This is a genomic window from Streptomyces sp. NPDC005962 (genome assembly GCF_040629205.1).
In the GTDB taxonomy this organism is placed as follows: Bacteria; Actinomycetota; Actinomycetes; order Streptomycetales; family Streptomycetaceae; genus Streptomyces.
Genome location: NZ_JBEXVE010000030.1, coordinates 73,236 through 94,104, shown reverse-complemented (window position 1 = coordinate 94,104; position 20,869 = coordinate 73,236). Strand labels below are relative to the sequence as shown.

General features: G+C 70.5%; 18 protein-coding genes. 13 read left to right on the top strand and 5 right to left on the bottom strand.

Annotation, left to right across the window (positions count from 1 at the left end; genetic code table 11):
• Positions 1-4: 4 nt before the first annotated feature.
• The 10 genes from pafA (at position 5) to ABZ370_RS35420 (ending at position 10,088) form a co-directional block, all read left to right on the top strand.
• The gene (pafA, locus tag ABZ370_RS35465; protein WP_358629683.1) at positions 5-1,366 is read left to right on the top strand and encodes a Pup--protein ligase; all 1,362 of its coding nucleotides are present in this window, start codon (positions 5-7) and stop codon (positions 1,364-1,366) included.
• A gap of 137 nt (positions 1,367-1,503) precedes the next feature.
• Complete coding sequence (locus ABZ370_RS35460) at positions 1,504-2,493, top strand: FKBP-type peptidyl-prolyl cis-trans isomerase (protein ID WP_358629680.1); 990 nt, start codon at positions 1,504-1,506, stop codon at positions 2,491-2,493.
• 55 nt (positions 2,494-2,548) lie between these two features.
• Complete coding sequence (locus tag ABZ370_RS35455) at positions 2,549-2,923, top strand: FKBP-type peptidyl-prolyl cis-trans isomerase (RefSeq protein WP_358629677.1); 375 nt, start codon at positions 2,549-2,551, stop codon at positions 2,921-2,923.
• Between the two features lie 117 nt (positions 2,924-3,040).
• Positions 3,041-4,015, top strand: a complete 975-nt coding sequence (locus ABZ370_RS35450) for a WYL domain-containing protein (protein ID WP_358629674.1) — start codon at positions 3,041-3,043, stop codon at positions 4,013-4,015.
• Between the two features lie 20 nt (positions 4,016-4,035).
• Positions 4,036-4,995 (top strand): WYL domain-containing protein, encoded by a 960-nt coding sequence (locus ABZ370_RS35445; protein ID WP_358629671.1) that lies wholly within the window; start codon positions 4,036-4,038, stop codon positions 4,993-4,995.
• Positions 4,996-5,038: 43 nt separating this feature from the next.
• On the top strand, positions 5,039-5,302 hold the full coding sequence (locus ABZ370_RS35440) for a hypothetical protein (RefSeq protein WP_358629668.1): 264 nt from the start codon (positions 5,039-5,041) through the stop codon (positions 5,300-5,302).
• Between the two features lie 108 nt (positions 5,303-5,410).
• Positions 5,411-5,638 (top strand): hypothetical protein, encoded by a 228-nt coding sequence (locus ABZ370_RS35435; protein WP_358629666.1) that lies wholly within the window; start codon positions 5,411-5,413, stop codon positions 5,636-5,638.
• Positions 5,639-5,846: 208 nt separating this feature from the next.
• On the top strand, positions 5,847-6,137 hold the full coding sequence (gene tatA / locus ABZ370_RS35430) for a Sec-independent protein translocase subunit TatA (RefSeq protein ID WP_358629663.1): 291 nt from the start codon (positions 5,847-5,849) through the stop codon (positions 6,135-6,137).
• A 62-nt stretch (positions 6,138-6,199) separates the two neighbouring features.
• Positions 6,200-7,165 carry a twin-arginine translocase subunit TatC gene (tatC, locus tag ABZ370_RS35425; RefSeq protein ID WP_358629660.1) on the top strand — a complete coding sequence of 322 codons (966 nt, stop codon included), beginning with the start codon at positions 6,200-6,202 and terminating at the stop codon, positions 7,163-7,165.
• Between the two features lie 97 nt (positions 7,166-7,262).
• Positions 7,263-10,088 (top strand): DEAD/DEAH box helicase, encoded by a 2,826-nt coding sequence (locus ABZ370_RS35420; protein WP_358629657.1) that lies wholly within the window; start codon positions 7,263-7,265, stop codon positions 10,086-10,088.
• Between the two features lie 49 nt (positions 10,089-10,137).
• Here the strand turns inward: ABZ370_RS35420 and ABZ370_RS35415 are convergent, their stop codons facing one another.
• From ABZ370_RS35415 to ABZ370_RS35400, 4 genes are all read right to left on the bottom strand, one after another.
• Positions 10,138-11,400 carry an IPT/TIG domain-containing protein gene (locus ABZ370_RS35415; protein ID WP_358629654.1) on the bottom strand — a complete coding sequence of 421 codons (1,263 nt, stop codon included), beginning with the start codon at positions 11,398-11,400 and terminating at the stop codon, positions 10,138-10,140.
• A 107-nt stretch (positions 11,401-11,507) separates the two neighbouring features.
• Positions 11,508-12,299 (bottom strand): IPT/TIG domain-containing protein, encoded by a 792-nt coding sequence (locus ABZ370_RS35410; protein WP_358629651.1) that lies wholly within the window; start codon positions 12,297-12,299, stop codon positions 11,508-11,510.
• A gap of 430 nt (positions 12,300-12,729) precedes the next feature.
• Positions 12,730-13,608, bottom strand: coding sequence for a siderophore-interacting protein (locus tag ABZ370_RS35405; protein ID WP_358629648.1), 879 nt, complete (start codon positions 13,606-13,608; stop codon positions 12,730-12,732).
• Positions 13,609-13,655: 47 nt separating this feature from the next.
• The gene (locus tag ABZ370_RS35400; protein WP_358629645.1) at positions 13,656-14,582 is read right to left on the bottom strand and encodes a 5'-3' exonuclease; all 927 of its coding nucleotides are present in this window, start codon (positions 14,580-14,582) and stop codon (positions 13,656-13,658) included.
• Between the two features lie 218 nt (positions 14,583-14,800).
• Here ABZ370_RS35400 and ABZ370_RS35395 point away from each other — a divergent pair, with 218 nt between their 5' ends.
• Positions 14,801-15,949 (top strand): glycine betaine/L-proline ABC transporter ATP-binding protein, encoded by a 1,149-nt coding sequence (locus ABZ370_RS35395; protein WP_358629642.1) that lies wholly within the window; start codon positions 14,801-14,803, stop codon positions 15,947-15,949.
• Positions 15,942-18,563, top strand: coding sequence for an ABC transporter permease/substrate binding protein (locus ABZ370_RS35390; RefSeq protein WP_358629639.1), 2,622 nt, complete (start codon positions 15,942-15,944; stop codon positions 18,561-18,563). The genes ABZ370_RS35395 and ABZ370_RS35390 overlap by 8 nt, the downstream gene beginning before the upstream one ends.
• A gap of 118 nt (positions 18,564-18,681) precedes the next feature.
• Here the strand turns inward: ABZ370_RS35390 and ABZ370_RS35385 are convergent, their stop codons facing one another.
• Positions 18,682-19,863, bottom strand: a complete 1,182-nt coding sequence (locus ABZ370_RS35385) for a TDT family transporter (RefSeq protein WP_358629636.1) — start codon at positions 19,861-19,863, stop codon at positions 18,682-18,684.
• A 37-nt stretch (positions 19,864-19,900) separates the two neighbouring features.
• Here ABZ370_RS35385 and ABZ370_RS35380 point away from each other — a divergent pair, with 37 nt between their 5' ends.
• Entirely contained in the window at positions 19,901-20,863 is a 963-nt protein-coding gene (locus tag ABZ370_RS35380) for a LysR family transcriptional regulator (protein WP_358629633.1), read from the top strand.
• Positions 20,864-20,869 lie beyond the last annotated feature (6 nt).

Sequence of the window (20,869 nt, the reverse complement as noted above, 5' to 3'; positions counted from 1 at the left end):
AGGCATGGACCGCCGCATTTTCGGGCTGGAGAACGAGTACGGCGTCACGTGCACATTCAGGGGACAGCGCCGGTTGTCTCCTGACGAAGTGGCGCGGTACCTCTTCCGCCGTGTCGTCTCGTGGGGCCGCAGCAGCAATGTCTTCCTGCGCAACGGTGCCCGCCTCTATCTCGACGTGGGTTCGCACCCGGAATACGCCACACCCGAGTGCGACAACGTGACCGAGCTGGTCACCCACGACAAGGCCGGTGAGCGCATTCTCGAAGGTCTGCTCGTCGACGCCGAGCGCCGCCTGCACGAGGAGGGAATCGCGGGCGACGTCTATCTCTTCAAGAACAACACCGACTCGGCGGGCAACTCCTACGGCTGCCACGAGAACTATCTGGTGGCCCGGCACGGGGAGTTCTCCCGCCTCGCCGACATTCTCATCCCGTTCCTGGTGACGCGGCAGCTGCTGTGCGGGGCGGGCAAGGTGCTGCAGACACCGCGTGGCGCGGTCTACTGCGTCAGCCAGCGCGCCGAGCACATCTGGGAGGGTGTCAGCTCGGCGACGACCCGCTCCCGGCCGATCATCAACACCCGCGACGAGCCGCACGCCGACGCCGAGCGCTACCGGCGGCTGCACGTCATCGTGGGCGACTCCAACATGTCCGAGACCACGATGCTGCTCAAGGTCGGCGCCACCGACCTGGTGCTCCGCATGATCGAGGCGGGCACCGTGATGCGCGACCTGACCCTGGAGAACCCGATCCGGGCGATCCGCGAGGTCAGCCACGACATCACCGGGCAGCGCAAGGTGCGGCTCGCCAGCGGGCGCGAGGCGTCCGCCCTGGAGGTGCAGCAGGAGTACTACGAGAAGGCCGTCGACTTCTGCGAGCGCCGGGGCATCCGCACCGGCACCGTCGAGCGGGTGCTGGAGCTGTGGGGCCGCACCCTGGAGGCGATCCGTACCGAGGAGCTGGACCGGATCGGCACCGAGATCGACTGGGTGATGAAGTATCGGCTCATCGAGCGGTACCGGGCGAAGAACAACATCACCATGTCCCATCCGCGGGTCGCCCAGATGGACCTCGCCTACCACGACATCCACCGCCGACGTGGGCTGTACTACCTGCTGGAGAAGCGCGGTCAGGCGGCTAGGGTGTGCAACGACCTGAAGATCTTCGAGGGCAAGTCGGTGCCCCCGCAGACCACTCGCGCCCGGCTGCGCGGTGACTTCATCCGGCGTGCCCAGGAGCAGCGCCGCGACTTCACCGTGGACTGGGTGCACTTGAAGCTCAATGACCAGGCACAGCGCACGGTGCTGTGCAAGGACCCGTTCCGTTCGGTCGATGACCGGGTGGAGAAACTCATCGCCGGTATGTAGGCCGTTAATCGGAGTCGGCCTGAGTCGGCGTACGGCTTATGTATGACGCGGGCCCCGTGCGTTTCTCGGACGGGGCCCGCGGCACGCCGTAAAGTGGCGCGCATTGGCCATCGCAAGATCTACCTAACGAGGACTCCGTGCGCCGACGCTCCGTACTCCTTGCCGTGCCCGCGGGCCTGCTCACGCTCGCGGGCTGCGGTGACGACAAGTCAGGCTCCGACAAGGCCAAGCCCTCCCAGGAACCGACCGGGCCCTCACCGGCCCCCACCGGGAAGATCGTGAGCGGGCCGGTGCCGGACATCACCGGTGGCAAGAAGTTCGGTGACAAGCCGAAGATCGCCAAGGGCAGCGGGAAGCCGTCCTCCGATCTCGCGGTCAAGACGGTGATCAAGGGGGATGGGCCGAAGACGGCCAAGGGCGACTTCGTCCAGGTGAACTACCTCGCCCAGATCTGGAACACCGGCAAGGTCGTGGACAACACCTACGACAAGAAGCAGACCGCCGCCTTCCCGATCGGCAAGGGCCAGGTGCTGCCAGGCTGGGACCAGGGCCTGGTGGGCCGCACCGTCGGGAGCAGGCTGGAGTTGGCCGTTCCGCCGGCGTACGCGTACGGCAAGCAGGGCCAGCCGCAGGCGGGCATCAAGGGCACGGACACCCTGGTGTTCGTCATCGACATCGAGGGTGCCTTCAGCGCCAAGAGCTCCGCCAAGGGCAAGAAGGTGGCGCAGAGCAACTTCGACCTGCCCAAGGTGTCCGACAACACCGACGGCAAGGCTCCCACCATCACCGTGCCCAAGAAGGACGCGCCGAAGAAGCTCGTTTCCGAGTACGTCATCGAGGGCGACGGCCCCGAGGTCTCGGCGAAGGACGCGCTGCTCGTCCAGTACAAGGGTGTGCTGTGGGACGGCGGCAAGGAGTTCGACTCCACGTACAAGCGTGGTGAGCTCGCCCAGTTCTCCCTTCAGCAGGTCGTCAAGGGCTGGTCGCAGGGGCTCACGGGCAAGAAGGCCGGCAGCCGGGTGCTGATCGTCGTACCCCCGGACCTGGGTTACGGGAAGAAGGCCCAGAAGGGCATCCCGGCCAACTCCACTCTGGTCTTCACCGTCGACATCCTGGCCGTTCTCTAGTTCTGCCGTTCTGTAGGGTGTGCGGGTTGCCCACCACGTAACGAGGAGCAATTTCGTGAGCATCGACAAGCCCGAGGTCGATTTCCCGGGCGGCGAGCCGCCGGCGGATCTGGAGATCAAGGACATCTGGGAGGGCGACGGTCCCGCGGCACAGGCCGGGAACGACGTCGCCGTCCACTACGTGGGCGTGGCCTTCTCCACCGGCGAGGAGTTCGACGCGAGCTACAACCGTGGCACCCCGCTGCGTATCAAGCTCGGCGTCGGCCAGGTCATCCCCGGCTGGGACCAGGGGCTGCAGGGTATGAAGGTCGGCGGTCGCCGCCAGCTGATCATCCCGCCGCACCTGGCCTACGGCGACAGTGGCGCCGGTGGCGGCCGGATCAAGCCGGGCGAGTCGCTGATCTTCGTCTGCGACCTGGTCTCCGCCTGAGACCTGCCGCACGGCACAGCCGAGGCCTTCTCGCCGGTGGGCGGGGGGCCTCGGCTTTTGCGGTGCGTGCCCGGAGCGGTACGGTCACGGTCGTAAGGTCAAGAAGAAAGGGCGTCGATGGCGATTGCCAAGGCCGAGCGGCTGATGAATCTGGCGCTGTGCCTGCTGGGAACCCGGCGTCCGCTGACCAAACGGGAGTTGCGGGGCTCCATAGAGGCCTACCTCGAGGGGACGAGCGGCTCCACGGCGGCGGGTGACGAGGCGTTCAACCGCATGTTCGAGCGCGACAAGGACGATCTGCGCGAACTCGGCCTGGTCATCGAGACGGTGGAGGGCCTCGACGGCGAAGTCGGCTACCTCGCCCGCCGGGACAGCAACCGCCTTCCCCCCATCACCCTGGACGGTGAGGAGGCCGCCGCCCTCGGGCTGGCCGCCAAGGTCTGGCAGCAGGCCCGGCTCGCGGGCGCGGCGAGCGGCGCGCTGCAGAAGCTGCGCGCCGCCGGGATGCCGGTCGCCGAGGACCCGTACGACACCCAGCCGGGCGCGCTGCAGCCGCTCATCCCGGTCCACGAGGCCGCCTTCGAACCGCTGATGCTCGCCTGCCGCGACCGCCGCCCGGTCGTCTTCGACTACCGCAAGTCCAACGCCGCCCGCCCCGAGCAGCGCCAGGTCGAGCCCTGGACGCTGGAGTGCTGGCGCGGCCACTGGTACCTCGCCGGGTGGGACCGCGGGCGGTCGGCCGAGCGAGTCTTCCGGCTCTCCCGGATCACCGGCCGGGTGCGGCTGCGCTCCGGCGCGTACACCGCCGAGGTGCCGGACCACTCCACCGTGCGGGAGACCGTGGAGACCTGGGCGGGGGAGACCGCCACCGGCACCGCCCGGATCAGGGTGCGGGCCGGGCACGGCTATCCGCTGCGCACGAAGGCGCTCACCACCCGCACCGGGGACGACGGCTGGGACGAGCTGGAGATCCCGTACGGGCACGGACTGGACGCCTGGCTCGTGGAATTCGGCCCGGAGGTGGTCGTACTGGGGCCCGACGAGCTGCGGGCGGACGTCGTGGAGCGGCTGCGCGCCGTGGCCAAGGGCTGAGGGGACGGAACGACTTCATCATGGCCGGAAACGCCATTGACCAGACCCGCCGGATGCTGTCCTTGGTGACGTATCTGCGGGAACGCCCCGGCGCCCGCGTCGCCGAGGTCGCCCGCGCCTTCGGCATCAGCGAGGACGAGCTGATCGCCGACCTGGACGTGCTGCCGCTGTGCGGCACCAGCTTCCGCGGCGGCGATCTGCTGGACATCGACACCGACGGTGAGCGCATCTGGTGGCACAACCCCGACGATGTCGCCGAGCCGCTGCGGCTGGCCGCCGACGAGGCCACCGCGCTGCTCGTCGCCGCCCGCGCCGTCGCCACCCTGCCCGGGCTGCGCGAGAGCGACCGGGAGGCGCTGCTGCGGGCCACCGCCAAGCTGGAGGCCGCGGCGGGCGAGGTGGCGGGCGCCAGCTCCCGGCTCTCGGTGACCTTCGAATCCGAGGGCGGCGTCTTCGCGGACGTCGACCGGGCCATCTCCGAGCGCCGCAGGCTGTGGCTGCGCTACTACTCGCCCGCGCGGGACGAGGTCACCGAGCGTGAGGTCGACCCGATCCGGCTGTTCGCCGTCGGCCACACCTATATGGAGGCCTGGTGCCGGCTGTCGGAGGCCCGCCGCACCTTCCGGCTCGACCGGGTGGTGGAGATCAAGCTGCTGGACGAGGCGTCCGACCCGCCCCCCATCGAGCTGCGCGACCTCTCCGATCCGTCCACCGGGCTGGTGCAGACCGGAGCCGAGGACCCCGAGGTGGTCGTCGAGGTCGGCCCCGGCGGGCGCTGGGTCGCCGAGTACTACCCGCATGACAGCGCGGAGGAGCTGCCCGACGGGGCCCTGCGGATCACGCTGCGCGCCCCCGACCCCGGTAGCTTGCGCAGGCTGGCGCTGCGGCTCGGCAAGGACGGACGGATCGTCGCACCGCAGGGGCTCGCGGACAGCGCTCGGGAAGCGGCGCGGCAAGCGCTTGCGCCATACGGCGAGTGAGGGCTTGCGGCGAGTGAGGGCTTACAGCGAGTGATGGCCTGCGGTGAGTGAAGGGACGCACACAGTGACCGCTGGGGGGAATCCCACCTCGGTGATCTTCAAGGCAGCCTGCCCGGAGTGCCGGGGCCGGTTCGAGCTGGCCGCCGGTGCGCTGCGGCTGGCGATCGGGGCCAGTGACCGCACCACGTTCTACTCCTTCACCTGTCCCGACTGCGGCAGCGCGGTGCGCAAGCCCGCGGGGGAGCGGATCGTGGAGCTGCTCACCGGCGGCGGGGTGCGCACCCTGCGGCTGCACTCGACGGCCTGACGGCCGCTCGGACGTCTTGACGGCCACTCGACGGTCTTCACTGCCGCCCGGCGGTCCGACTGCCCTTCCACGGTCCGGCCGCCGCGGCGGCCCCGATAGGCTCGCCCCATGCTCTGGCCGATGCTTGCCCTCGCCCTCGCCTTCTGCGGAATCGCCGTCCTCGCCGTGCTCTCCGTACGGGTCTACGCGGAGGTGCGCAGACTGGCCCGGCAGGTGTCGGACAGCTCCGTGCGGATCACCCGGGCCGCGGAGGACCTGGAGCGGGCCACGGAACCGCTGAGTGCGCAGGTGGGGGCCGTGCGCCGGGACGAGGGCAGCACCCCGGGCCACGGGTAGACGGGCCCTGCTGTGTCACAGGGAAGCGGGGTACGCTGGCTGGTCGTGGCCCTGGAATCGAGGCGGAGGGCCGCAACCAGGCGTCTGCATGGGGATTGCCCTGCATTTACCCCTGCGCGCTACGATCGCTGACAGCACGGCTGCCGGACTTTTGTCCGAACGGTCGGCAGCCCCACCCCCAGCCGCCTCGGTGAGAAGGTAGACGAATATGTTCGGAAGGCTCGGCGCTACCGAGATCATCCTCATCCTGATCGTCGTTCTGCTGCTGTTCGGTGCGAAGAAGCTCCCCGACATGGCGCGCTCGCTGGGTAAGTCGGCCCGCATTCTCAAGAGCGAGGCCAAGGCGATGAAGTCGGACGGCCAGAAGGACCAGAACGCCCCGGCCGACCCGCCGAACCCGGGCCAGGACCAGAGCGCGCACCGCACCATTCAGGCCGCCCCGGGCGATGTCTCCAGCTCCCGTCCGGTGGCCGAACCGAGCGACACCACCAAGCGCTGACCCAGGGCCACTTGGAGGCGGCGCCGACGGCCGCCGTCCGACGCACGAGATGAGGACGTGGGTTGCTCAAGTCTGCCCGCAACAACAAGGAGAAGGACCCCGAGGGGCGGATGCCCCTCGCGGACCACCTGCGCGAGCTGCGCAACCGGTTGCTGAAATCGGTGCTGGCGATCTGTGTGATCACGATCGTGGCGATGTTCGTCTACAAGGACATCGTCGACTTTCTGATGAAGCCGGTCCTGGATTCCGTCGGCTGCCCCGGTGGGGCCCGGCTGTCCCAGCTCACCAACAGCGACGCCGGTAAGCAGTGCGCGTACTTCACCGTGAACGGTCTGCTGTCGCCGTTCACGATCATGCTGAAGGTCTCCTTCACCACCGGTCTGGTCCTCGCCACCCCGGTCTGGCTGTACCAGCTGTGGGCGTTCCTCGCGCCTGGTCTGCACCGCAACGAGAAGAAGTACGGGCTCTTCTTCGTCGGTCTCGGGGTGCCTCTGTTCGTCGGCGGAGCCTTCTTCGCGTACAAGATCCTTCCGACCAGCGCCAAGGTTCTGCTCGACTTCACGCCGGGCGGGGCCAACAACCTCCTCCCGCTGGACGACTTCCTCGATCTGCTCGCCCGCATGATCGTCGTATTCGGGCTGGCGTTCGAACTGCCGCTGCTGCTGATCCTGCTGAACTTCACCGGCATCCTCAGCGGGCGCCGGATGCTCGGCTGGTGGCGGGGCATGATCATGGGCATCACGGTCTTCGGCGCGGTCGCCACCCCCAGCACCGACCCGATCGGCATGTTCGCCCTGGCCGGGCCGGTCACCGTGCTCTACTTCGGCGCGGTCGCCGTCGCCCTCCTCAACGACCGGCGCAAGTCGCGGCGCCAGGCCGCCGACCCCGACTTCGGGCTGAGCGACGACGAGGCGTCGAGCCTGGATCTGACCCCGGAGGCCGTCGAGGGGAACGAGCGCGTCGGCGTCGGCGAGCTGCCCGCCGGTGACGACCCCGTGCGGCGCAACGGCTACGACGACGTCACGTAAGGCGGGCCGCCGACCGGGGCCCGTCGCGGCCCCGGTCCCCATCCCGCCGTAAAGATCGCGTGCGTTGTCGGAGGTGGCCGGTAGTCTCGTACATACGATGACCGACGAGCTGACTCCCGCCGAGCGCTATGCGGCTGCCCGCGTCCGGGCCGCCGAGCAGGCCACCGCGCTGGCCCCCTTCCGCGAGATGTACGCCTTCGCGCTGGACCCGTTCCAGATCGAGGCGTGCCAGGCCCTCGAAGCAGGCAAGGGCGTGCTGGTCGCCGCCCCTACCGGCTCGGGCAAGACCATTGTGGGCGAGTTCGCCGTCCACCTGGCGCTCACCCAGGGCCGTAAGTGCTTCTACACCACGCCCATCAAGGCGCTGTCCAACCAGAAGTACGCCGACCTCGTCAAGCGCTACGGCGCCGACAAGGTCGGCCTGCTCACCGGGGACAACAGCGTCAATTCCGAGGCCCCGGTGGTCGTCATGACCACCGAGGTGCTGCGCAACATGCTCTACGCGGGCTCGCAGTCCCTGCTCGGCCTCGGCTATGTGGTGATGGACGAGGTGCACTACCTCTCCGACCGCTTCCGCGGCGCCGTCTGGGAAGAGGTCATCATCCACCTCCCCGAGTCGGTGACGCTCGTATCACTGTCCGCGACGGTCTCCAACGCCGAGGAGTTCGGCGACTGGCTGGACACCGTGCGCGGTGACACCGAGGTGATCGTCTCCGAGCACCGCCCCGTGCCGCTGTGGCAGCACGTGCTCGCGGGGCGCCGGATGTACGACCTCTTCGAGGAGAAGAGCGGGCGGGACGGTGATCAGGCCGGGCGCCGCGAGGTCAATCCCGACCTGGTCCGGCTGGCCCGGATGGAGAACAGCCGCCCCGCCTCCGGCCGCGACAAGCGCCGGGGGCGGAACAACATGCGGGAGGCCGACCGCGAGCGCGAGCGTCGCCAGCGCAGCCGCATCTGGACCCCGGGCAGAGCGGAGGTCATCGACCGGCTCGACTCCGAGGGCCTGTTGCCCGCCATCACCTTCATCTTCAGCCGGGCCGGCTGCGAATCGGCCGTCCAGCAGTGCCTGTACGCGGGGCTTCGGCTCAACGACGACGCGGCGCGCGCCCAGGTGCGGGCGATAGTCGAGGAGCGCACCGCGGGCATCCCCGACGAAGACCTGCACGTGCTCGGGTATTTCGAGTGGCTGGAGGGGCTGGAGCGGGGCATCGCGGCACACCACGCCGGAATGCTGCCCACCTTCAAGGAGGTCGTCGAGGAGCTGTTCGTCCGCGGTCTGGTCAAGGCCGTCTTCGCCACCGAGACCCTGGCACTGGGCATCAACATGCCCGCCCGCTCGGTGGTGTTGGAGAAGCTCGTCAAGTGGAACGGGGAGCAGCACGCCGACATCACCCCCGGCGAGTACACCCAGTTGACCGGGCGGGCCGGGCGGCGCGGCATCGACGTCGAGGGCCACGCCGTGGTGCTGTGGCAGCGCGCCATGGACCCGGCCGCCCTCGCGGGCCTGGCCGGCACGCGCACGTATCCGCTGCGCTCGTCCTTCAAGCCCTCGTACAACATGGCCGTCAACCTGGTCTCTCAGTTCGGCCGGCACCGCTCGCGGGAGCTGCTGGAGACCTCGTTCGCCCAGTTCCAGGCGGACAAGGCGGTCGTCGGGATCTCCCGTCAGGTGCAGCGCAACGAGGAGGGTCTCGAGGGCTACCGCGACTCGATGACCTGCCACCTCGGCGACTTCGACGAGTACGCGGGGCTGCGCCGCGATCTGAAGGACCGCGAGACCGAATTGGCCCGGCAGGGCGCCGCCCAGCGCCGCGCGGCCGCCGCGGTGGCGCTGGAGAAGCTCCGCCCGGGCGATGTCATCCAGGTGCCCACCGGCAAGTTCGCCGGGCTCGCCCTGGTGCTGGACCCGGGGCTGGCCGCCGGGCGGTCCAACGGCCACCGCGGCTTCGAGCACCACGACGGGCCGCGCCCGCTGGTGCTCACCGCCGAGCGCCAGGTCAAGCGGCTGGCCTCGATCGACTTCCCGGTGCCGGTCGAGCCGCTGGACCGGATGCGGATTCCCAAGTCGTTCAACCCGCGCAGCCCGCAGTCCCGCCGGGACCTCGCGTCCGCGCTGCGCACCAAGGCCGGTCACCACGATGCGCGGCGGCACCGCAAGGAGCGCTCGCGCGCGGCCGACGACGCCGAGATCGCCCGGCTGCGCACCGCCATCCGGGCCCACCCCTGCCACGGCTGCTCCGACCGCGAGGACCACGCCCGCTGGGGCGAGCGCTACCACCGCCTGCTGCGGGACACCCGCCAGCTGGAGCGGCGCATCGAGGGGCGGACGAACACCATCGCCCGCACCTTCGACCGGATCTGCGCCCTGCTGTCCGAGCTGGACTATCTCCGCGATGACGAGGTCACGGACGTCGGCAGGCGGCTGGCCCGGCTCTACGGCGAGCTGGACCTGCTGGCCAGCGAATGCCTGCGGGACGGTGTGTGGGAGGGGCTGACCCCCGCCGAGCTGGCGGCGTGCGCCTCGGCGCTGGTGTACGAGTCCCGGTCGGCGGACGACGCGCTGCCGCCCAAGCTCCCCACCGGCGCGGCCAAGGAGGCGCTGGGCGAGATGGTCCGCATCTGGGGCCGGCTGGACGCCCTGGAGGAGGAGCACAAGATCAACCAGGCCGAGGGGGTCGGCCAGCGCGAACCGGACCTGGGCTTCGCCTGGGCCGCCTATCGCTGGGCGTCCGGCCACGGGCTGGACGAGCTGCTGCGGGAAGTGGACATGCCCGCCGGTGACTTCGTGCGCTGGTGCAAGCAGCTGATCGACGTGCTGGGCCAGATCGCGGCGGCCGCCCCGAACGGCGCGGTGGCGCGCAACGCCCGCAAGGCGGTCGACGGGCTGCTGCGCGGGGTCGTGGCGTACTCCTCCGTCGGCTGAGGCCCGTCGGCGGAGGTTCGTCGGCTCAGGCGGATCACGAGGAGTCGGATCACGACGGGTCGTAGGTGAACGGCAGCGCGTTGCTGTTTCCGGCCGGGGTGTGTGCCACGACGTTCACCACCCCGGGCGGCCCGCCCGGGGTGGTGGCGACGACCTGGGTGTCCGAGATCGCGGCGAACGAGGCCGGGACACCGCCAAAGGTCACCGAGTCGGTGTAGGTGAGGTTGCTGCCGACGAGGACGACCGAGTCGCCCCCGGCATCCGAGCCGTTCGGCGGGTTGAGGCTGGTGAGGACCGGGGCGCCGAGATACGTGTAGTGGGGGTTCCCGGTCCCCGTCGAGCTGGTGCCGCCGGGCGTGGTGACGGTGACCTGGACCGTGCCGGACCCGGCGGGGGCGGTGACGGTCAGCTGGCTGTCGGAGATCACATTGATGGAGGTGGCCGGGTTTCCCCCGAAGTCGACGGCGCTGGTGAGGGTCAGACCGCTGCCGAAGACGGTGACGGTGTTGCCGCCGGTGGCCGGGCCGAGGTGGGTGGACAGCTCGGTGACGGTCGGCGCGGTGATGTAGAAGTACGGCAGCGGATTGCTGGTGCCGCCGGGCGTGGTGACGCTGACGCTGACCGCGGAGGCCGGTCCGGCGGGCGCGGTGACGGTGATCTGGGTGGCGGTGTTGGTGAGGATGGCCGCCGCGTTGATCCCGAACATGACCGAGGTCGCCCCGGAGAGGTTGGTTCCGTTGATGGTGACGGTGTTGCCGCCCGAGGTCGGCCCCGAGACCGGGCTGAGGCTGCTGAGGGACGGCGCGGGGGCGACGGCATAGGTGTAGGCGAGCGCGTTGCTGGTGCCGCCGGGGGTGGTGACGACGACGCCCACGGTGCCCGCGCCCGCCGGGGCGGTGACGGTGATCTGGGTGGGGGTATTGGTGAGGATGGTAGCGGGGTTGGGGCCGAAGAGCACCTGGGTGGCGCCGCCGAGGTTGGTGCCGTTCAGGGTGACGGTGTTGCCGCCGGAGGGGGGACCCGAGGCCGGGCCGATCGTGGTGAGTACGGGGGCCGCGACCGTGGTGTAGGTGAAGAACACGTTCTGGGTGCTGGTCCCCGACGGCCCGGTGACCGTGACCTTGACCGTGCCGGTCCCCGCGGGCGTCCTGGCCGTGATCTGCGTGCTGTTCACGACGACCAGGTTCGTGGCCAGGCCGGAGCCGAACCTGACCGCGGTGGCGCCGGTGAAGCCGGAGCCGGTGAGGGTGACGGGGGTCCCGCCCGCCGGGGCACCTTGGGCGGGGCTGACGCTGGTCACGATGGGGGCCATGACGCTGTTCTCCTTCTCGTACCTCGACGGCAGCGCCCTGGCCGGCAGCTGTCGGCCAGGGCGCGAGACGGTGCGGTGACGCTGAGGCGCTCGGTCGTCCCGGGCCGTCAGGTGATCGTGAAGGCCTGGTTGTTGGAGTTCCCGCCGCAGGTGTGGACGGTGATGGTCCCGGCGCCGGTGGCGAGTCCGCCGGGCACGGTGGCGACGAGTTGGGTGTTGCCGATGGGGGTGAAGTCTGCGAGGGCGGTGGCGGCGGCGCTGTCGGTGAAGGTGATGGTGTCGACGCCGATGAAGGACGTCCCGTTGATGACGACGCTGTCGCCCGCCGTGCCCGAGGTGGGTGCCACGGAGGTGATGGCCGGGGCGAGGTAGTAGTCGACCAGGGTGGTGCCCGAGGAACTGGTGCCGCCCGCGGTGGTGATGGTCACCGCCTGGGTCGACACCGCACCGACCTGCCCCGGGTTGGCCGGTGCGGTGAAGGTGACCTGGCTGTTCTGGGTGGGGGTGACCGCCACGTTGCCGACGGTGCCCACCCCGACCTGCGTCCCGGTCAGGAAGTTGGTGCCGAACAGCGTCGCCGCGCCGCCCGTGGCGGCGGGCAGACAGGTGACGCTCATCCCGGTGGTCGTCGGCGTGGCGATGACGAAGAACGGCAGCGCGTTGCTGGTGGCGCCGGTGTTGCTGCTCACGCTGACGGCGACCTGGCCCGAGCACGGTGCCGTGCTGGGCACGACGAAGGTGACCTGGGTGGCGGTGACGCCCGTCGGAGTGACCGTCGTCGACCCGAAGTTCACGCGGCTGGTGGTGGCCAACGCGGTGCCGTTGATCTGGACGGTGTCCCCGGGTTTGCCTTGGTTGGTGGTGGTCGTCGTGTCCACCAGCGAAGTGATGGTTGCCATGATCCTTCTCCTTCGAGAGTGCCGCCGATCGTGCCGCTTCGCCGGGAGGGCGCGGAGAGCAGGCCGATGGCTGACGCGCTCCGCGACCGCGGAGGGCGCCCCGGTGGGCGGGAAGGGCGGATGAAAGACCCGTGGCCTCGGGGCCGGCGCCTGGGGGCGGGTCTTCGGAATGAAGCGACTCGGCGCCGTCATCGAAGGGGCGCCGTCAATCTCGCTGCTTCCGATTTAACCCATCGGGTGAAGGAGCCGGAAGGTGGAACTGGAGCGACCAGGGATTCATGTGTAAGTAGGGTTAACTCCTCTTAGTGGGTCTTCTCCGCCGTCGTGCGCCCCTCGAAAAGCGGAGAGTCCTCGAAAAGAAGACGGGCGGGTGGACCGGCCTCAGCCGTCCACCCGCCCGTCGTCGCGTCGTGGCGTCGCGCGCGGTGCCCTACGCCGCGGCCTCCTCGGGACGCGGTGCCTCCTGCTCGGCCTCCACCTGCTGGTTCCACTCCCGCTTCGAGGCCTGCCAGCCGTCCTCGTTGTGGCCGCGCCGCCAGTAGCCGGAGATGGACAGCCACTCGCGCGGCACCTCACGCTCCATCCGCAGATGGCGGCGGATCTCCTTCACGAAGCCCGCCTCGCCGTGTACGAACGCGTGCACCTGACCGGCCGGGCAGTCCAGCCCGCGGACGGCCGCCACCAGCGCCTCGCCGACCGGTGCGGTGCCCCGGTGCAGCCACACCACCTCGGCCCCGTCCGGCACGGACAGTTTGTGCTCCTCCGCCGGGCCCTCGACCTCGATGAAGGCGTACACCGGCGATCCGCTCGCGCTCCGCGGCCGGTGGGCCAGCCGCTCCAGCGCGGTGGCGATCGCGGGCAGCGCGCTCTCGTCACCGGCGAGCAGATGCCAGTCGGCGTCCTCGCGCGGGGCGTAGGCGCCGCCGGGTCCCTGGAAGTAGATCTCCTCGCCGGGCCGCACCCGCGCCGCCCACGGCCCGGCCAGGCCCTCGTCGCCGTGGACCACGAAGTCGATGGTCAGCTCGCGGGCCGCCGGGTCCCAGCCCCGCACCGTGTAGGTGCGGGTGACCGGCCACTGCTCGCGCGGGTACTCCTCGCGGATACGCTCCAGGTCCAGCGGCTCGGGATAGGTCACACCCTCGGCGGGGAACAGCAGCTTGACGTAGTGGTCCGTCCATTCACCGGCGCTGAAATCGGCGAGACCGCCGCCACCGAGCACCACCCGCACCATGTGGGGGGTGAGCCGGTCGGTGCGTACCACCTGCGCCCGATGGGGCCGCGGACGTTTACGGGCCGGACGGTCCGCCATGGCGGCCTCCTTGATCGGCAATGGTTAGGTTAAGCTAACCTAACACCTTATTCCTCAAGGGTGGAGAGCAACCGACGCAACGATCCCCCTAGTCCCCAGCGCTCCGCGAGCGCGTCCACCGCGCGAGGGTCGCGCGGCGCCCGCGGCACGGCGGCGTCGAACGGGGGCAGCGCGACGTCCGAGGCGACCTTGACGACCTTCGGGGCGACCGCGAGATACGGCCGCGCCTCGTCCAGCCGCTTGCGCTGCGCGGGGGTCAGCGCCGAGCCGGGGTCGTCGACCGCGGCCATGATCCCGGCCAGGTCGCCATGGGCGGCCAGCAGCTTGGCGGCCGTCTTCTCGCCGACTCCGCGGACCCCCGGCAGGCCGTCGCTCGGGTCGCCGCGCAGCAGCGCCAGATCCGCGTACCCCGCGCCGTCCACCCCGTACTTCTCGCGCAGTGCGGCCTCGTCCACCAGCTGTAGCGTGCCGACGCCCTTGACCGGGTAGAGCACCCGCGCCCGGCGCTCGTCGCTGACCAGCTGGAAGAGGTCGCGGTCGCCGGTGACGATATCGACGGGCCCGGTCGCGCGCCCGGCGAGCGTGCCGATCACATCGTCCGCCTCGTAGCCCGCGGAGCCCACCCGGGCGATCCCCACCGCGTCCAGCACCGCGTCGATCACCGGGACCTGCGGGGAGAGGGTGTCCGGGACCTCCTCCTGGTCGACCCCGGCCCCCTGGGGAGCCTCCTCGGCGACCCGGTGCGCCTTGTACGTGGGGATCAGCTCGACCCGCCAGGCGGGCCGCCAGTCGAAGTCCATACAGGCCACCAGGTCGTCCGGCCGGTGGTCCTGGACGAGCCGGGCGATGAAGTCGAGCAGCCCGCGCACGGCGTTGACCGGGGTGCCGTCGGGGGCCCTGACCGAATCGGGCACCCCGAAATAGGCGCGGAAGTACAGAGAAGCGGTATCAAGAAGCATCAGGCGTCGGGTCACAACTCGATGATGCCGCACTCCACTGACACCGCCGGGCTGGGATTGTGAGCTGGGTCACCGTATGGTTTACGCCACAAGGAGCGGGGCAGGCGCGCAGCCGGAGCGAAGCCCTTGCGCAATTCAACTATTGCGTGGGGCATGCGGACCGGTGCCGTGCTGTTCCACGACCTGCCGGCGGGGGTGGCGGGTCGTTTTTTGGTGCGATCTGAGAGGTATATGTGTCCAAACTGCGAGTCGAACACCTCTACAAGGTGTTCGGCAGAAGACCCGATGAGGCGGTAGCCGACCTCGAGGGCGGTGCGGACCGCGACGAACTGCGTGCGCAGGGTACGACGGCCGCGGTCGTCGACGCCTCCTTCGCGGTCGAAGCGGGCCAGACATTCGTTGTCATGGGTCTGTCCGGGTCCGGGAAGTCCACGCTGCTGCGCATGCTGAACGGGCTGCTGGAACCGACCGCCGGACGCGTCCTCTTCGACGACGACGACCTCACCGCGCTCACTCCGCGCGATCTGCGCCAGGTGCGCTCCCACAAGATCAGCATGGTTTTCCAGCACTTCGCCCTCTTCCCGCACCGCAATGTGCTGGAGAACGCGGCCTACGGCCTGGAGGTCCAGGGCATACCGGCCGCGGAGCGCGATCGGCGCGCCACCGAGGCCCTGGAGATGGTCGGCCTGGCCGGGTGGGAGAAGTCCTGGCCCGACGAGCTGTCCGGCGGTATGCAGCAGCGCGTGGGCCTCGCCCGCGCCCTGGCCACCGACGCCGACGTGCTGCTGATGGACGAGTCCTTCAGCGCGCTCGACCCGCTGATCCGCCGCGATATGCAGGACCAGCTGGTCCAGCTGCAGAAGCGGCTCAAGAAGACCATTGTTTTCATCACCCATGATCTCAACGAGGCCATGCGGCTCGGCGACCGCATCGCCGTCATGCGCGACGGCCGGATCGTCCAGATCGGCACCGCCGAGGACATCCTGGTCACCCCGGCCAACGACTACGTCGCCTCGTTCACCCAGGACGTCGACCGGTCCCGGGTGCTCACCGCCGGGGCGATCATGTCCGACCCCGCCGAGGCGCTGGGCACCACCACCGACGACGGCACGCCGCTGCGCACCGAGCAGGACGTGCTGGACGCGGCCCCCGCCACCGTCGGCACCGAAACCCCGATCGTCGAGCTGTTCACCCCCTGCTCGCGCAGCGGCACCGCGGTCGCGGTGACCAACGGGGACGGCGCCCTCGTCGGCGTCGTCTCCCGCGCCCGGCTGCTCGCCGTCCTCGGCGACGGGGACACCGGTGGTGACGGCGTGAGCCCGCCGGAACCCGGATCACCGGACGCTCCCGAGTCCGCGAAGAAGGTGATTTCCGGTGCCTAGGATTCCGCTCGGCGACTGGATCAATTCCGCCGTCAATTGGCTCCGTGACAACCTGAGCTGGCTCTTCGATTTCATCACCAGCGTCGTGCAGGGCATGTACGACGGGGTGAACGCGGTGCTCAGCGCCCCCGAGCCGCTGCTGATGGCGGGCATCCTCGCGGTGCTCGCCTGGTGGCTGCGCGGGCTGCTGCCCGCCGTACTGGCCTTCGCGGGCTTCGCGCTCATCGATTCGATCGAGCTGTGGGGCGAGGCGATGAACACCCTCGCGCTGGTGCTCGTCGCCGGTGTGATCACCATCGTGTTCGCGGTGCCGCTGGGCATCTGGGCCTCGCGCAACCGCGCGGTGAGCGCGGCGATCCGTCCGGTGCTGGACTTCATGCAGACGATGCCCGCCTTCGTCTACCTGATCCCCGGCATCTTCTTCTTCGGCCTCGGGGTGGTCCCCGGCGCCGTCGCGACCGTCATCTTCTCGATGCCCCCCGGCGTCCGCATGACGGAGCTGGGCATCCGGCAGGTCGACGCGGAGCTGGTCGAGGCGGCCGACGCCTTCGGCACCCATCCGCGCCGCACCCTGCTGCGCGTCCAGCTACCGCTCGCGCTGCCCACCATCATGGCGGGCATCAACCAGGTGATCATGCTGGCGCTGTCCATGGTGGTCATCGCCGGTATGGTCGGCGCCGAGGGCCTCGGTTCCACGGTCTTCCAGGCGATCAGCTCCGTCGACGTGGCCATGGGCTTCGAGGGCGGCATCGCCGTCGTCATCCTGGCCATGTACCTGGACCGGATGACCAGCGCGCTCAACCAGCGGGTCTCCCCGCTCGCCCGGCGCGCGCTGGCCAAGGAGCGCGCCAAGGCGCTCAGCGGTTCGCGGGTGCTCCACTGGCGGCCCGCGACCTCGGTCGCCATGGTCGGCGTGGTCATCCTGGCCCTGGTCGCCGGCGGCATGAAGATGTTCGGCGGCAACGAGTCCGGCCCGACCGTCTCCGCCAACGTCGGCAAGGGCCAGTCGGTCAACCTCGGCTACATCAACTGGGACGAGGGCGTCGCCTCCACCTTCCTGTGGAAGGAACTGCTGGAGCAGCGCGGCTTCAAGCCCAAGGTGCAGTCGTACGACGTCGGCGCCCTGTGGACCGGTATGGCCGCGGGCAACATCGACCTGCAGACCGACGCCTGGCTGCCCGCCACCCACGCCACGTACTGGGCGAAGTACAAGGACAAGCTGGAGAACCTCGGCTCCTGGTACGACAAGACCTCGCTGGAGGTCGCCGTCCCGTCGTACGTCAAGGGCGTGAAGTCCCTGTCCGACCTCAAGTCCAAGTCCAGCACCTTCAAGGGCAAGATCATCGGCATTGAGCCCGGCGCCGGTGAGATGAAGCTGATGCAGGACAAGGTCATGCCGGAGTACGGCCTGAACAAGGACTACACCCTGGTCAAGGGCTCCACCGCGGCGATGCTGTCCCAGCTGGACCGCTCGTACGCCAAGAAGGAGCCGATCGCGGTCACCCTGTGGTCCCCGCACTGGGCGTACAACAAGTACAAGCTCACCAAGCTGCAGGACCCCAAGGGCGCCTTCGGCAAGGGCGACCACATCGACACGATCGCGCGTAAGGGCTTCGCGAAGAAGAACCCGCAGATCGCCAAGTGGATGAAGCACTTCAAGCTGACTGAGAAGCAGCTCACCAGCCTGGAGGCGGCCATCCAGGACGCCGGCAAGGGCAAGGAGCAGCAGGGCGTGCGCGCCTGGCTGAAGGACAACCCGGGCGTGGCCAACAAGCTCGCCCCGGTGCCCGGCGGCGCCGACCAGAAGGGCAAGGACGCGGGCGCCGCGCCGCAGATCGGCTACTTCCCGTGGGACGAGGACATCGCGACCACGTACCTGTGGAAGAACGTCCTGGAGAAGCGCGGCTACAAGCCGTCGATCAAGCAGTACGACGTCGGCTCGATGTTCACCGGGATGAGCACCGGCCAAATCGATGTCGAGTTCGACGGCTGGTTGCCGGTCGCGCAGAAACAGTACTGGGACAGATACAAGAAGAATCTCGTCGACGTCGGGTCGTGGTACGACAAGACCTCGCTGGAGATCGCGGTTCCCTCGTACGTCAAGGACGTGAAGTCCCTGGCCGACCTCAAGGGGAAGTCCGGCACCTTCAAGGGCAAGATCGTCGGCATCGAACCGGGCACCGGTGAGATGAAGATCCTCAAGAGCAAGGTCCTGAAGGCGTACGGCCTCGACAAGGAGTACAAGGTCTCCGACGGCTCCTCCCCGGCGATGCTGGCGCAGCTCGAGCGCTCGTACGCCAAGAAGGAACCGGTGGCGGTCGTTCTGTGGACCCCGCACTGGGCGTACAGCAAGTACAAGCTCACCAAGCTCGCGGACCCGCAGAAGGCGTTCGGCGCCAACAACCAGCTCCACACCCTCGCCAACAAGTCCTTCCCGAAGAAGTTCCCCGAGTTCAACGGGTGGCTGAAGAAGTGGCACATGAGCGAGAAGGAACTGGCGAGCCTGGAGCAGGCCGTGCAGGACGCGGGCAAGGGCAACGAGGCGGAGGGCGTCCAGAAGTGGATCGACGCCAACCCCGGCATCGTCGACAAGATGGCGCCGGTCAACCCCTGATCCCCGTCCCGCCGCTGTAACACGCACCATCCGCCGCCGCGGTCCGGAGCCTCCATCGCTCCGGCCCGCGGCGGCGGTGCGTTGACCCGGCTTACGGCGCTTGCGGCCCTTACGGCGCTTACGGCGTGAGCAGCGTGCCGCGCGCCAAGCCGAGCGCCGTGCGCGCCGCTACCAGCGTCCACGCCGCCACCAGGGCGCCGTACAGCGCGACCGCCAGCCAGCCCAGCGCGTGCAGGCCGGTGTGCCGGGACAGCGCCGCCGCGCCCGTGACACATGTGCCCACGGGGAAGGTGAACCCCCACCAGGTCATCGCGAACGGCATCCCGCCCCGCGCCGCCCGCACCACCAGCGCCACCGCCGACGCCAGCCACAGCAGCGCGAACCCCATCACCGGCACCCCGTACGCCACCGAGGCGAACCGGGCGGCGGCCTCCGGCACCCCCGCCGTGTACGCCGCGGCGTCGGCCAGCCCGCCCGCGGCCGTCGTGGACTGCCCGAGCGGGCCCAGCACGAGGAAGAGCGCGGGCGTCAGCACCGCCGGGAGCGGACCGTGGCGGACCAGCCGGTCGAAGATCAGCGGCAGCATCAGGAACGTCCCCAGCAGGCTCACCCCGGCCAGCGCCAGGCAGCCCAGCAGCAGAGCCTCCCGCCCCTGCCCGGGCGGCAGATGCGGCACCAGCGCCGGACCGGTCGCCGCCGACACCATCGGCGCCACGACCGGCAGCAGCCACACCGGGGACGCGTCCCGGGGGCCGATCCGGTGCCGCAGGACCATCAGGGCCGGGATACCGGCCGCCGTCAGCAGGGCGAGGAGCGTACCGGCCGTCCACAGGGTCGCGTCCACGGCCACCGCCGCCCGTACGCCGATCACCTCCGCGCCCACGGACAGCGTCGCCGCGCCGACCGCCGACAGTGCCATCGGAAGGCAGCCGTGGAAGGGCGCGACCGCCGGGTCGAGGAGGTCGGCGCGGGCCCGGTCGCGGTGGCGCGCCCAGTGTGCCGCGCGGGCGGCCAGTACGGCACCGAGCAGCAGCACCGACAACCCCCACACCATCCGGCAGACGCCGGGCAGGCCGGGGACGTCCACCGGCAGCCCGGCGCCCGCGGTGGCGACGATCGCGGTGCCCATCACCGTGGCGTACCAGTTCGGGCCGAGGCCGCGTACGGACGGCCGGGGGCGGTCCCGGACGGCGGGGTCGGCGGCGGGGTCGGCGTCGCCTGGGTCGGCGTCGGCGGGGAGGGGCGGGGCGGGTGCGGCAGTGACCATGAACGCACCCTCGCCCGCCGCCGCGTCCCCCACCAGACCCGTTCCTCCTATGAGGGCATAAGCTGGCTTTATGAGCGAGCGGAGCCGGAAGAGCCCCACCCCCGGCGACGACGGCCTGACGCCCACCCCCCTTGCCCACCGCGTCCCCGACCTCGGCGCGCTGGAGCTGCTGCTCGCCGTCGCCCGGCTGGGCAGCCTCGGCCGGGCCGCCCGGGAGCTGGGCATCACCCAGCCCGCCGCGAGCAGCCGGATTCGCGCGATGGAGCGGCGGCTGGGCGTCGCGCTCGTGGACCGCTCACCGCGCGGCTCCCGGCTCACCGCCCCCGGGGCGCTCGTCACGGACTGGGCGCGGCGCGTGGTGGAGGCGGCCGAGGCGTTCGACGCGGGCGTTCACGCGCTGCGCGACCGCCGCGACTCCCGGCTGCGGGTCGCCGCCAGCATGACGATCGCCGAGTACCTGCTGCCCGGCTGGCTGATCGCCCTGCGCGCCCTGCGCCCCGACACCGCCGTCTCGCTCCAGGCCGGGAACACGGCGGCCGTCGCCGGCCGGCTGCTGGACGGCGAGGCGGACATCGGGTTCGTCGAGGGCCTGGACACCCCGAGCGGACTGGACGGCGCGGTCATCGGCCATGACCGCCTCACGGTCGTCACCGCCCCCGGCCACCCCTGGGCCCGCCGCCGCACCCCGCCGGACGCCGCCGAACTGGCCGCCACGCCGCTCATCCTCCGCGAGCGCGGCTCCGGCACCCGGCAGGTGCTGGACGCCGCCCTCGCGGCCCACGGCGGCCTGGCCGCACCGCTGCTGGAGCTGGCCTCGACGACCGCCGTCAAGGCGGCGGCGGTGAGCGGGGCGGGCCCCGCGGTGCTCAGCCGTCTGGCCGTCCGCGAAGAACTGGCGGCCCGCCGCCTGGTGGAGATCGCGGTCCCGGACATCCCCCTCCGCCGCGATCTGCGCGCCGTCTGGCCGTCCGGCCCCCACCCCACCGGCCCGGCCCGCGACCTGCTCGGCCTGACCCGGCCGGGCCCGTCATGAGGTGCG